Source organism: Kitasatospora sp. NBC_00315, assembly GCF_041435095.1.
Taxonomy (GTDB): Bacteria; Actinomycetota; Actinomycetes; order Streptomycetales; family Streptomycetaceae; genus Kitasatospora.
This window is the reverse complement of sequence record NZ_CP108025.1, coordinates 4,409,795-4,421,652: the sequence shown is the minus strand read 5'-3', so window position 1 is coordinate 4,421,652 and position 11,858 is coordinate 4,409,795. Positions and strand designations below refer to the sequence as shown.

Sequence of the window (11,858 nt, the reverse complement as noted above, 5' to 3'; positions counted from 1 at the left end):
TCACGCCTGCGCGGCGACGGCGACCACGGTGGCCTTGAGCAGGCTCTGCAGCACGGCCAGCACCTCGGGGTCGGTGAACTCGCCGTCCTGGCCGCGCAGCTCGACGGCGTTGCCGATCGCGACCGGCTCGTGCTCGACCAGCGCCGCACCCGAGCGGCGGAGCACCTCGCGCAGGGCCGGCTGGGCGTCGGCGCCGCCGCGCGGGCCGGGCGAGGCGCTCAGCAGCGCGACGGTCTTCCCGCTCAGCGCGCTGCGGCCGTACGGGCGCGACAGCCAGTCCAGCGCGTTCTTCAGCACGCCGGGCGCCTCGCCGTTGTACGACGGGGTGCTGATCACGACGGCGTCGGCCGAGGCGACCAGCGCGCGGGCCTCGCGCACAGCGGCCGAGCTGTCGGCCTCCTCGACGTCGAAGTGGTAGAACGGCAGCTCGCCCACCGTGAGGGTGCCGGTCTCGTGCGAGTCCTGCTCCAGCAGGCGGCGAGCGGTGGCGACGGCGGCGGTGTTCACCGAGTCGCGGCGCAGGCTGCCGGAGATAAGAACGATCTTGGCCACGGGGGGAACTCTCCTGTCCACGTGGCGGCCGTCGGGCCGCCGGTTCTGATGTGGACAGGCTGACCGCACCGGTTCCCGATCGATTCCCGTTCGGATCCTCGGCCGCCGACGCCCCGCGAGGGACTCCCGCGGAGGCCCCGCAACGCCCGGCCGGGCCCGGCGCCACGGCGCTGCGCCCCGGGCCCGGCCGGCGGTCGGTCGGCGGTGATCCCCCAAGTAGGCGATCGCCGACGGACAGCCGCTCTCGTCGTGCAGGACCGTGCAGCGCGCGCTCCCCCGCTCCTCGGGGCGGGGGAGCCGCTCGGAGTATGCGTGGTGCTCCGATGCCCGGTCGACCCCGGCTGCCGAGGAGCACAGGTGCCGGTACCGACAGCCCCCGCGCGCCGGGACCGGGTCGTGGCGCCCGTCGCCGGCCCGGGCCGACGGCCCGGCCGGGTGCCAGACTGGAGGGTGAGCGAGGAGGCCGCCATGGGGTTCTACGCGGAGCAGGTCGTGCCACGCATGATCAACGTCGCCTGCGGCATGAAGGAGGCCGAGCCGCTGCGGCGGCGGGTCTGCGAGGGCCTCGCGGGCGAAGTCCTCGAAATCGGGTTCGCCTCGGGCCTCAACGTGCCGTTCTACCCGCCGGCCGTCACGCGGGTCACCGCGGTCGATCCGTCCGACGTGGGGTGGCGGCTGGCCGGCAAGCGGCTGAGCGAGTCGGACGTCCCGGTGGTGCGCTCGGGCCTGGACGGCCAGCTGCTGCCGTTCGCCGACCACTCCTTCGACGCCGCGCTGTCCACCTGGACGCTCTGCACCATCCCGGACGCCCCCGCCGCGCTGCGCGAGGTACGGCGGGTGCTCAGGCCCGGCGGGACGCTGCACTTCGTCGAGCACGGGCTCGCCCCGGACGAGAAGGTGCGCCGCTGGCAACGGCGCCTCGACCCGCTGGAGCAGCGGGTGTTCGACGGCTGCCACCTCACCCGGCCGATCGTCCCGCTGCTGACCGCCGCCGGTTTCACCATCACCGAGCTCGACGTCTTCTACGAGAAGGGCGCTCCGAAGCCGATGGGCGCCGACTCGCTCGGGGTCGCCCTCTCCGCCTGACCGGCCGAAGCGAGAATCGACGAAGCTGCCCGACCGCAAGACGATCGGACATGCAAGTGAGACAGGAGACCATTCTCCGTCTCGCCGGAGCTCCCTAGGGTTGAGCACATCAACCGCGAGACCCCAGGGGAGAATCCCATGCGTGCTGTCATCCAGAAGTCGTTCGGCGGGCCCGAGGTGCTCGAGGAGGTCGACATCGAGCGGCCGCGGACGCTCTCCGGCGAGGTGCTCGTCCGGGTCCACGCGAGTGCGGTGAACCCGGTGGACGTGGCCGTCAGGTCGGGCGCGTTCCCGCTGCTCGGCGAGCCGCCGTTCGGAGTCGGCTGGGACATCTCCGGCGTGGTCGAGGAGGCCGGGCCCGGGGCCAGGTTCGAGGTCGGCGACGAGGTGTACGGGATGCCGTTCTTCCCGCGTGCCGCGACCGGCTACGCCGAGTACGTCGCCTCGCCCTCGCGCCAGGTGGCCCGCAAGCCGGCCTCGCTGGACCACGTGCACGCCGCGGCGCTGCCGCTCGCCGGGCTCACCGCCTGGCAGGGCCTGGTGGACGCGGCCGGGCTCTCGGCCGGCCAGCGGGTCCTGATCCACCGGGCCGCCGGCGGCGTCGGCCACCTGGCCGTCCAGATCGCCAAGGCCCGGGGCGCCCACGTGATCGCGCTGGCGAGCGCCGCCGGGCACGAGTTCCTCCGGGGCCTGGGCGCCGACGAGGTGATCGACTACCGGACCACCGACTTCACCGAGGCGGTGCGGGGTGTCGACGTGGTCTTCGACTCGACGGCGCAGGGCGAGCGCTCGCTCGGCGTGCTGCGGCCGGGCGGTGTGCTGGTCAGCATCCTGGAGCACGGGAACAAGGAGCTCGCGGCAGCCACCCGGGCCGCCGGCCACCGTTTCGCGGGCGTCTCGGTCGAGCCGGACCACGCCGCCCTGGAGGCGATCGCGCGGCTGGTGGACGCCGGTCTGATCCGCCCGCACGTCTCCGAGGTCCTGCCGCTGGCCGAGGCCGCCAAGGCCCACGAGCTGGTCGGCTCGGGCCGCACCCGGGGCAAGGTCGTCCTGACGGTCTGAACCTGCGGGCACCGGGCGGGCACGGGCCGCCGCCGGCCCGCGGCGGCCCGCCCGTACCGTGGGGGCAGCGAGTACGAAGGAGGGGGAGATGGACATCCTCACCGAGGCCCTGGGATCGATGCGCACCGGGCACCCGAGCTCGATCCGCACCGACGGGCGGGCGCCGTGGGGGCTTCGGCTGCCGTCCGTGGCGGGGGCCGGGTTCCACGTGGTGCTGCAGGGGACCTGTTGGCTGATCCCGCTGGAGGGGAGCGGTCCCGTACCGGAGCCGGTCGCCCTCGGCCCGGGCGACGTGGTCTTCCTCCGGGACGGCCAGGGCCACATCCTCGCCGACGACCCCGCCACGCCGGCGCTGGTGCCCGAGCCGGGCCAGTACAGCAAGGCGCCGCCGATCGGGGCGCTCTCGATCGGCGGCGACGGCCCGCGGACCAGCCTGCTCTGCGGCAACTACCACCTGGACCAGGGCCGCCCGCATCCGCTGGTCCGTCAGCTGCCCGAGCTGATCCACCTGCCGGCCGGCCACGGCCGGCGGCCCGAACTCACCGCCGCGATCCAGCTCCTGGGCTCCGAGCTGGAGAATCCGCGCGCCGGTTCCGACGGGATCGTGCCCGCCCTGATCGACTCCCTGCTGCTGTACATCCTGCGGGCCTGGCTGGAGGAGCGGCCCGCCGGGGCGGCCGAGGGCTGGGCCGCCGCACTGAGAGATCCGGCGGTCGCCCCGGCGCTGGCGGCCATCCACACGGATCCGGCGGCGCGCTGGACGGTCGAGTCGCTGGCCGCCCGGGCCGGGCTCTCCCGAGCGGCCTTCGCCCGCCGGTTCGCGGCGATGGTCGGGGAGCCCCCGCTCTCCTATCTGACGCGCTGGCGGATGACGACCGCGGCCAGGCTGCTGCGCGAGGCCGACCTCCCGCTGAGCACCGTCGCCGCCCGCGCCGGGTACGGCTCCGAGTTCGCCTTCGGGAAGGCCTTCAAGCGTGAGTACGGGCTCGCTCCCGGAAGCTACCGACGGCTCGCGTCCTGACGCTCCCGGCCCGGCCCCGTGACCGGCGGCCTGCGCCGGGCCGGGTCGCGCAGCGAGACCAGCGCGACCACCAGCGCCGTGGCCAGCAGCCCGGCTCCGACCAGGAACGCCAGGTGGTAACCGCCGGTCAGCGCCTCGGCCCGGCCGCGCCCGGCCGCGAGCAGCCCCTCGGTACGGGAGGCCGCCAGGGTGGAGAGCACCGCCACGCCCAGCGCCATGCCGATCTGCTGGGTGGTGTTGAAGAGCCCGGAGGCGAGGCCGGCGTCCTCGGCGTCCGCGTCGGACATGCCGAGCGTGGTCAGTGCGGGCAGGGCGAGTCCGAAACCGGCCGCGAGCAGCATCACCGGGAGCAGGTCGGTGAGGTAGTGGGCGTGCACGGGGAGCCGGGTGAGCAGCCCGAGCATGGCCACCAGCAGCAGCAGCCCCGCCGACAGCACCCGGCGCTCGCCGAACCGGGCGTTGAGCCGGGCCGAGAGCCCCAGCGACACGGCTCCGATCACCACGGCGGCCGGGAGCATCGCCAGGCCCGTCCGGGCCGCGCCGTACCCGAGCACCTTCTGGAGGTGCAGCGCGACCAGGACCTGGAAGGCGAACAGCGCGGCGACCATCAGGATCTGCACCACGTTGGCGCCCCGCACACTGCGCGAGCGCAGGATCCGCAGCGGCATCAGCGGGTTCCTCGCGGTGGCCTGGCGGAGGACGAAGCCGGCCAGCAGGGCGAGCGAGAGCGCGAGCGGGCCGAGGGTCGAGACCGAGGCCCAGCCCTGGCCGCCGGCCCGGACGACGGTGTGGATTCCCAGCATCAGTCCGGCGGTGACCAGCAACGCGCCGATCACGTCGGCACCCGCCGCGAGGCCGGGCCCGCGGTCCCCCGGCAGGACGAGGACGGCGCCCGCCAGCACCGCCAGACCGATCGGCAGGTTGACGAAGAAGATCCAGTGCCAGTCGAGGGCGTCGGTGAGAACGCCGCCGAGCACCTGGCCGATCGAGGCGCCGGCCGCGCCGGTGAAGCTGAAGACGGCGATCGCCCGTGAGCGCTCGGCGGGCCGGGCGAACAGCGTGATCAGAATGCCCAGGCTGACGGCGGCGGCCATCGCGCTGCCGGCCCCCTGCAGGAGCCGGGCGGTGATCAGCAGCGCCGGGGAGTCGGCGGCGCCGGCCAGCACGGAGGCGGCGGTGAAGAGCACGGTCCCCGCCACGAACATCCGCTTGCGGCCGATCAGGTCCCCCAGGCGGCCGGCGAGCAGCAGCAGGCTGCCGAACGCGATCAGGTAGGCGTTGACCACCCAGCTGAGACCAGCCGGCGAGAAGCCCAGATCCTGCTGGATGGCCGGCATCGCCACCGTCACGACACTGCCGTCGAGGACGGTCATCAGCATCCCCGCGGCGATCACGGCGAGGGCGAGCCCGCGCGAGCGGGCGGTGAGCGACGCGGGGCCTGCGGGCGGCGCGGGTGCGGCGGGCGGACCGGATGTGGCGGGCGGCGCGGGTGCGTCGTCGGGCGCGGCAGGGGCGTCGGGGATGGCAGCCATGGGTCTCTCCCGTCGAAAGGGGACAACAAGAGAGACCGTAGCAGATAGTCCCGTAATAGACGATCCTCTTTGGACCTACTTGGCGCGCTGCCGCGCCCGCCGCACGGGCTGGGGGTTCTCCACCGGTGTCGCCAGGTGACCGGCGGCGAGCCGGTTCAGCGCCCGCAGGAGGACCTCCCGCTCGTCCTCGGGCAGTGAGCCCAGCGCCTCCGCGTGCACCCCGTCGACGATCTCCTGGCTGCGCCGGGCTACCAGCTCACCGGCCTCCGTGACGGCGATGATGCGGGCCCGACGGTCCTTGGCGGAGGGGCGGCGCTCGGCGAGGCCGGCCTCCTCCAGCGCGTCCACGGTCACCACCATGGTGGTCTTGTCCATGTCGCCGATCTCGGCGAGCTGGATCTGGGTGCGCTCCGCCTCCAGGGCGTGCACCAGGACGCAGTGCATGCGAGCGGTGAGTCCGATCTCGGCGAGCGCGGCCGACATCCTGCTCCGCAGGACGTGGCCGGTGTGGTCCAGGAGGTAGGAGAGGTCCGGTTCAGTGCGGGTGGGCGCCATGGCGGTCATGTCCGCCAGGGTAACAATTCGATCCGTGGCAGATCATCCAAAAAAAGACATAGTGCCCCGGAGTGACCGCGCCGGGCGCGGTCCGGTCGGCCCCGGGGCCCGCCCGAACCGCCCTAACCCATGGTCTTCGACCCGTCGAGGGCCTCCCGGATGATGTCGGCGTGCCCGGCGTGCTGCGAGGTCTCGGCGATCACGTGCAGCAGTACACGGCGCGCCGACCACCGCGCGCCCGGCTCGAACCAGGGCGCCTGCGGGAGCGGGTGGGCCGCGTCCAGATCCGGCAGCGTCGCCACCAGTTCGTCCGTCCGCCGGGCCACCTGCTCGTACGTCTCCAGCAGGCCGGCCAGCGTCTCGCCGTCCAGCATCCGGAACTGGCCCTCCCAGTCGACCGACTCGCTCCGCATGGCCTCGGCGCCGCCGACCACGAAGCGCGTCCAGCGGTCCTCCACCCCCGCCACGTGCTTGATCAGGCCGCCCAGACACAGCGCGCTGACCGTCGTGCGCAGCGCCGCCTGCTCGTCGGTGAGGCCGCGGACCGTCCGGCGCAGGAGGCCCCGGTGCTTCGCCAGTGTCTCCAGCAGATCGGCGCGCTCGCCGCCGCCGGACTGTTCCCGATGCGTCACCATGATGCTTTCCTCCACTGTCACCGGTCGCCGGCCGTCCACTGCCGCCGGTCGCCGGTCGTCCGGCCGGAGCGGGAGCCCCGCACGACCAGCCAACCACGGCATCGCCCGGCCGGACCGGAGCCGCCCCGAGCCGCCCCGGGATCCGGGAGCTGCGGGGCCGAGCCGCCCCACCCGAGCCGCGCCACCGCCACGACCGGGCTGCGACGGAGAGGCTCACACCCGCACCGGCCGGGGTGTGCGCCCGACGTAACCGGTCGGCGCCGAGCCCCGTACCTTCCCGCAACCGGGGCCTTTTAGGGTCGATTAAGTGGGACCATCCCACTGCCCGCCACCGGTGCCAACGCCGTCACCGCCTTCCCGACCGGGCGAGCCGAGCTCTCCCGAGAGGAGCTGTCCGTGACGGCACCTGGGCCGCAGGCCGACACCGTGAAGACCGTCTGCTCCTACTGCGGGGTGGGTTGCGGTCTGCTGCTCGACGTCGGCGTGGAGAGCGGTACCGGTCGGCGCACCGTGCTCCGGGCGTCCGGTGACAAGTCCCACCCGGCGAACTTCGGGCGGCTCTGCACCAAGGGCTCGACCACCGCCGACATGCTCGCCGCGCCCGGCCGACTGGGCACCGCCCTGGTGCGCCCCGAGCGCGGCGCGGAGCCCGTCGCCACCGACGTGGACACGGCGATCACGGCGGTCGCCGGGCGGCTGCGCGCGATCCTGGACGAGCACGGACCGGACGCGCTGGCGTTCTACGTGTCGGGGCAGATGTCGCTGGAGGCGCAGTACCTCGCCAACAAGCTCGCCAAGGGCTTCGTGCGGACCAACCAGATCGAGTCCAACTCCCGCCTGTGCATGGCCAGCGCGGGCACCGGCTACAAACTCTCGCTCGGCGCGGACGGCCCGCCCGGCTCCTACCGGGACTTCGAGAACGCGGACGCCTTCTTCGTGATCGGCGCCAACATGGCCGACTGCCACCCGATCCTCTTCCTGCGGATGATGGACCGGATCAAATCCGCCGGCGCCAAACTGATCGTCGTCGACCCCCGGCGCACCACCACCGCCGACAAGGCCGACCTGTTCCTCCAGATCAAGCCCGGCACCGACCTCGCCCTGATGAACGGCCTGCTGCACCTGCTGGTCGAGAACGGCCACACCGACCCCGCCTTCATCGCCGAGTTCACCGACGGCTGGGAGACGATGCCCGCCTTCCTCGCCGACTACCCACCGGCGAAGGTCGCCGAGACCACCGGCCTCGCGGAGGCCGACATCCGCCGCGCCGCACAGTGGATCGGCGAAGCCGGCGAATGGATGAGCTGCTGGACGATGGGCCTCAACCAGTCCATCCACGGCACCTGGAACACCAACGCCCTGGTCAACCTGCACCTCGCCACCGGCGCGATCTGCCGCCCCGGCTCCGGCCCCTTCTCCCTCACCGGCCAACCCAACGCCATGGGCGGCCGCGAGATGGGCTACATGGGCCCCGGCCTGCCCGGACAACGCTCCGTCCTGGTCGACACCGAACGCGCCTTCGTCGAAGACCTCTGGAACCTCCCACCCGGCACCCTGCGCACCGACGTGGGACACGGAACGGTGGAGATGTTCGAACGGATGGCCGCCGGCGACATCAAGGCCTGCTGGATCATCTGCACCAACCCGGTCGCCTCGGTGGCCAACCGCCGCACCGTCATCGCCGCCCTGGAAGCCGCCGACCTGGTCATCACCCAGGACGTCTTCGCCGACACCGAGACCAACGCCTACGCCGACGTGGTGCTCCCCGCCACCCTGTGGACCGAGTCCGACGGCATCATGATCAACTCCGAGCGGAACGTCACCCTCGCCCAGAGTCTCGCCGACCCGCCCGGCCAGGCACTGCCCGACTGGCAGATCATCGCCCGCGTGGCCCGCGCCATGGGCTTCACCGAGGGCTTCGACCACACCGACGCCGAAGAGATATTCGAGGAGATCAAGCGGGCCTGGAACCCCAAGACCGGCTGGGACCTGCGCGGCATCAGCTACCGGCGACTGCGCACGACCCCCGTGCAGTGGCCGGCCCCGACCGCGGACGGCGAGGACCGCAACCCGATCCGCTACCTCAACGACGGCATCAGCCAGAGCCTGCTGGAACACCCCGACGGCACCCGCCCCCGACTCGCCTTCCCCACCGCCACCGGCCGCGCCCAGTTCTTCCCCCGCCCCCACCTGCCCGACGGCGAACTACCCGACGACGACTACCCCTTCGTCCTCAACACCGGTCGCCTCCAACACCAGTGGCACACCCTCACCAAGACCGCCAAGGTCGCCAAACTCAACAAACTCAACCCCGGACCCTTCATCGAGATCCACCCCCACGACGCCACCACCCTCACCATCACCGACGGCGACCACATCGAGGTCGCCTCCCGCCGCGGACGCGCCGTCCTGCCCGCCGTCGTCACCGACCGCGTCCGACCCGGCAACTGCTTCGCCCCCTTCCACTGGAACGACCTCTTCGGCGAGTACCTCAGCATCAACGCCGTCACCCACGACGCCGTCGACCCCATCTCCTTCCAACCCGGATTCAAAGCCTGCGCCGTCTCGCTCGCCAAGGTGGCCGCGCCGACCCGCGCCGAGCAGCCGGGCGCGGTCCCGGGCTCGTTTCCGGTTGCGGTCCCGACCGCCGTCCCGACTGCCGTCCCGGCCGCCGCCGAGGCCGCCGCGGGCGAAGGGGCGACCGCGCTGCTGGCCCGCATCCTGGGCGTCGAGGACCTCACGCCGCCCGCCTTCGCGGGCGGGGAGCGGCAGTACCTGGCGGGCTACCTGGCCGGTCTGGGCGGCGGCGGGCGGACCGGGGCCGGCGCCGTACCGGTGCTACCCGCCGAGGCTCCGATCGAGCCCGAGCGCGCGCTGTGGGTCAACGGCCTGCTGGCCGGGCTCTTCTCCCAGGCCCCCGGGAGCCAGGACCGGCCTGCCGGGCCCGGCACCGCCCCCGACTCCCCCGGGACGGCCGGCGCCGCGCCGCAGGTGGTGGTCCTCTGGGCCTCGCAGACCGGGAACGCCGAGGAGGTCGCCGCGACGGCGGCCCGCCGGCTGACCGAGGCGGGTTGGGGCCCGAAGGTGCTGAGCATGGCCGACTGCACCCCGGGCTCGCTGCCCGCCGGCGTCCCCGTGCTGGTCATCACCAGCACCTTCGGTGACGGCGAGGCCCCGGACAACGGCGCCGGGTTCTGGGCGGCCCTCACCGACGAGGAGCAGCCCGGCATCAGCGGCCTGCGCTACTCCGTCCTCGCCCTCGGCGACTCGAACTACGACGACTTCTGCGGTCACGGCCGCCGCCTCGACCAGCGGCTCGGCGAGCTGGGCGCCACCCGGATCACCCCGCGCGCGGACTGCGAACCGGACTACGACCAGGCCGCGGGCAGGTGGCTCGACGAGGTGGTCGCCGCGCTGGCCGAGCGGCTCGACACGGTGGCCGCCCCGGCCACCGCCCGCCCGTCCGCACCCGCGGCGCCCGGCTACTCGAAGGCGTCCCCGTTCGCGACCCTGCTGGTCGGAAACCGGGTGCTCAGCCTGCCCGGATCGCAGAAGGAGGTACGGCAGTTCGCCTTCGACACCCGGGGCGGCGACGGCGGTGATCTCAGCTACGAGGCGGGCGACGCGCTCGGCGTCTGGCCCGCCAACTGTCCTGAGCTGGTGGCGGAGTGGCTGGCCGTCACCGGGCTCGACCCGGCCGACACCGTGCCCGTCGCGGAGGCCGGCGAGATCTCGCTCGGCGAGGCCCTGCGGACCCGCCTGGAGATCGCCCGGATCACTCCCGACCTGCTGCGTTTCGTCTGCGAGCGGACCGGCGACCGCGACCTCAAGCGGCTGCTGCGACCGGACAACAAGGGTGAGCTGGCGAAGTGGAGCTGGGGGCGGCAGGCCGTCGACATCGTCGGCGGGTACCCGGTGCGGGCCACCGCCCGCGAGTGGGCGGGCGTGCTGAAGCGACTCCAGCCGCGCCTGTACTCGATCTCCTCCAGCCCGCTCGCCCACCCCGGCGAGGTACGCCTCACGGTGTCCGTCGTCCGCTACGGCAACGACCTCGGCCGCGACCGCAAGGGCGTCTGCTCCACCTACCTCGCGGACAGCGCGGACGACGGGCCGGTGCCGGTGTTCGTCCAGCGCTCACCGCACTTCCGCCCGCCCGCCGACTCCTCGACGCCGATGATCATGGTGGGCCCGGGTACCGGCGTGGCCCCGTTCATCGGCTTCCTGGAGGAGCGCCGGGCCCGCGGCCACACCGGCCCGAACTGGCTGTTCTTCGGCGAGCAGCGCGCGGCCACCGACTTCTACTACCGCGAGGAACTGGAGGAGTTCCGGCGCACCGGCCATCTCGACCGCCTCGACCTCGCCTTCTCCCGCGACCAGCGTTCCAAGATCTACGTCCAGGACCGGATGCGCGAGCACGGCCCCCGGCTCTGGGACTGGCTCCAGCGCGGCGCCCACTTCTACGTCTGCGGGGACGCCGGCCGGATGGCCAAGGACGTCGACCTGGCCCTGCGCGAGATCGTGGCCGGCTACGGCGGCCTGACCGACGAGGAGGCCGACGCGTACGTCAAGCAACTCGGCACCGAGAAGCGCTACGTCCGGGACGTCTACTGACCGTCCGTCCGGGACGTCTACCGACCGCCCGTCCGACCGAGGCGGCTACCGCCGACCGTCCGTCCGGAGCTCCGGACGGACGGGGCGCCGGCCGGGATCCGCCGGTGCCGCAGCCGCCGCCACCCGGCGCGGAAGGCGGCGACCGGATCCCACCGCCCGGGGCGGGCGCGGGTGATCGGGTAGCAGGCGAGGCCCAGCAGTACGGCGGAGAAGTGGCCCACGCTGGTGAAGTTCCGTTCCTGGACCAGGGCGAGGCCGTAGAAGAACAGCACCCCGGCGAGGTAGAGGTAGCGCCAGGGCGCCACGACCAGGTAGGTGAGCACCGCCTCGACGCCGGCCAGCGCGTAGCTCACGCCGTAGTCCAGGGTGAACCTGGCGCGCTCCGGCGCGTACCCGTGCTCGATCGCCCAGTACAGCACTCCCTCGCTGAGGTAGGTCGCGCCGACGTGGGCGATCAGCAGGACCGCGAGCCAGCGGCCGGTGCCCAGCCACCGCTCCGCCGGGACGTGGAAGATGTTGTAGAGCACGAAGTAGAAGAGCCAGCCGCCGCCGGCGATCCACATGGCACTGCTCAGCAGCACCCGCACCGGCGAGACCGCCAGGTAGTGCAGGTTGGTCGAGCGCTTCTCCAGGATGTGGTGGGCCGTCTCCGGCGACACGTGCCGGATCACCACCGTGGTCCCGAACAGGATCGCCAGCCAGATGAACGTGCCCGGCGCCCGGCGCACGTAGGCCCAGCACCCCCGGGCCGCGCGGACCAGGTGCGTCGGCACGGACGGCCCCCCTTCTCTCGCCCGGTCGGCT

Annotated in this window: 9 protein-coding genes; 4 read left to right on the top strand and 5 right to left on the bottom strand. The window is 73.4% G+C overall.

The features are described from left to right. Positions 1-552 (bottom strand): NADPH-dependent FMN reductase, encoded by a 552-nt coding sequence (locus OG823_RS18090; protein WP_371480622.1) that lies wholly within the window; start codon positions 550-552, stop codon positions 1-3. A 468-nt stretch (positions 553-1,020) separates the two neighbouring features. Here OG823_RS18090 and OG823_RS18085 point away from each other — a divergent pair, with 468 nt between their 5' ends. The 3 genes from OG823_RS18085 to OG823_RS18075 all read left to right on the top strand — a co-directional run bounded on the left by OG823_RS18085 (position 1,021) and on the right by OG823_RS18075 (position 3,721). Next, entirely contained in the window at positions 1,021-1,638 is a 618-nt protein-coding gene (locus tag OG823_RS18085) for a class I SAM-dependent methyltransferase (protein ID WP_371480621.1), read from the top strand. Positions 1,639-1,776: 138 nt separating this feature from the next. Beyond that, complete coding sequence (locus OG823_RS18080; protein WP_371480620.1) at positions 1,777-2,700, top strand: NADP-dependent oxidoreductase; 924 nt, start codon at positions 1,777-1,779, stop codon at positions 2,698-2,700. A gap of 88 nt (positions 2,701-2,788) precedes the next feature. Continuing rightward, positions 2,789-3,721, top strand: a complete 933-nt coding sequence (locus OG823_RS18075; protein WP_371480619.1) for an AraC family transcriptional regulator — start codon at positions 2,789-2,791, stop codon at positions 3,719-3,721. On the opposite strand, the gene OG823_RS18070 is transcribed toward OG823_RS18075, so the two are convergent. The 3 genes from OG823_RS18070 to OG823_RS18060 form a co-directional block, all read right to left on the bottom strand. Further along, positions 3,700-5,253, bottom strand: a complete 1,554-nt coding sequence (locus OG823_RS18070; RefSeq protein ID WP_371480618.1) for an MFS transporter — start codon at positions 5,251-5,253, stop codon at positions 3,700-3,702. The two genes, OG823_RS18075 and OG823_RS18070, sit on opposite strands and share 22 nt — an antisense overlap. 75 nt (positions 5,254-5,328) lie before the next feature. Continuing rightward, positions 5,329-5,817, bottom strand: a complete 489-nt coding sequence (locus tag OG823_RS18065) for a MarR family winged helix-turn-helix transcriptional regulator (protein WP_371480617.1) — start codon at positions 5,815-5,817, stop codon at positions 5,329-5,331. A 113-nt stretch (positions 5,818-5,930) separates the two neighbouring features. Then, the gene (locus tag OG823_RS18060; RefSeq protein ID WP_371480616.1) at positions 5,931-6,443 is read right to left on the bottom strand and encodes a DinB family protein; all 513 of its coding nucleotides are present in this window, start codon (positions 6,441-6,443) and stop codon (positions 5,931-5,933) included. 396 nt (positions 6,444-6,839) lie between these two features. Between OG823_RS18060 and OG823_RS18055 the strand changes: the two genes are divergently transcribed. After that, the gene (locus OG823_RS18055) at positions 6,840-11,054 is read left to right on the top strand and encodes a molybdopterin-dependent oxidoreductase (protein ID WP_371480615.1); all 4,215 of its coding nucleotides are present in this window, start codon (positions 6,840-6,842) and stop codon (positions 11,052-11,054) included. A 17-nt stretch (positions 11,055-11,071) separates the two neighbouring features. Here the strand turns inward: OG823_RS18055 and OG823_RS18050 are convergent, their stop codons facing one another. Further along, a complete protein-coding gene (locus OG823_RS18050) occupies positions 11,072-11,827 on the bottom strand; it encodes a rhomboid-like protein (RefSeq protein ID WP_371480614.1) in 756 nt (251 codons plus the stop codon). Positions 11,828-11,858: the final 31 nt, after the last annotated feature.

Coding starts and splice junctions, on each gene's coding strand:
- OG823_RS18080 (WP_371480620.1), top strand. CDS start 1,777: ATGCGTGCTGTCATCCAGAAGTCGTTCGGCGGGCCCGAGGTGCTCGAG.
- OG823_RS18065 (WP_371480617.1), bottom strand. CDS start 5,817: ATGACCGCCATGGCGCCCACCCGCACTGAACCGGACCTCTCCTACCTC.
- OG823_RS18070 (WP_371480618.1), bottom strand. CDS start 5,253: ATGGCTGCCATCCCCGACGCCCCTGCCGCGCCCGACGACGCACCCGCG.
- OG823_RS18060 (WP_371480616.1), bottom strand. CDS start 6,443: ATGGTGACGCATCGGGAACAGTCCGGCGGCGGCGAGCGCGCCGATCTG.
- OG823_RS18075 (WP_371480619.1), top strand. CDS start 2,789: ATGGACATCCTCACCGAGGCCCTGGGATCGATGCGCACCGGGCACCCG.
- OG823_RS18085 (WP_371480621.1), top strand. CDS start 1,021: ATGGGGTTCTACGCGGAGCAGGTCGTGCCACGCATGATCAACGTCGCC.